Below are 655 nucleotides of genomic sequence, written 5' to 3' on the forward strand. Positions count from 1 at the left end.
TCTTCGATGGCTTTCTTCTCATCATCTGTAAGTTTGTCTGGGTTAGCTACTACAGTTTTGTCCGCTGGTTTAACGATGTCATCACCTGCATTTGGTTTAGATGCGTCTGCTGCTGATTTTGTTAAGTCAGAAGCTGGAATTACTGCTGTCTTACCTGCTGGCGTTGTGACTGTGGCGTTGCCTTTATCATCTACTACTACAGTTGAACCTGGGTTGACTGCTTTAACTTTATCTTCGATGGCTTTCTTCTCATCATCTGTAAGTTTGTCTGGGTTAGCTACTACAGTTTTGTCCGCTGGTTTAACGATATCATTGCCTGCGTTTGGTTTAGCTGCATCTGCTGCTGACTTAGTCAAGTCTGACGCCGGGATAACCGCTGTCTTACCTTCTAGAGTTGTGACTGTAGCATTTCCTTTATCGTCCACTACTACAGTAGCTCCTGGGTTGACTGCTTTAACTTTATCTTCGATGGCTTTCTTCTCAGCATCTGTAAGTTTGTCTGGGTTAGCAACTACAGTTTTGTCCGCTGGTTTAACGATGTCATCGCCTGCGTTTGGTTTAGCTGCATCTGCTGCTGACTTAGTTAAGTCTGCTGCTGGAATAACGGCTGTGTTTCCTGATGGCGTTGTCACTGTAGCGTTTCCTTTATCGTCTA

General features: G+C 44.6%; 1 protein-coding gene. It reads right to left on the reverse strand.

The genetic code is table 11. The features are described from left to right. On the reverse strand, positions 1-632 hold a 632-nt coding region (locus OCF96_RS09860), incomplete at its 3' end, for a MiiA motif-containing surface protein (RefSeq protein ID WP_474104223.1). Positions 633-655 lie beyond the last annotated feature (23 nt).

The sequence above is a fragment of the Streptococcus mitis genome, assembly GCF_946190065.1.
Lineage (GTDB): Bacteria > Bacillota > Bacilli > Lactobacillales > Streptococcaceae > Streptococcus > Streptococcus mitis_DE.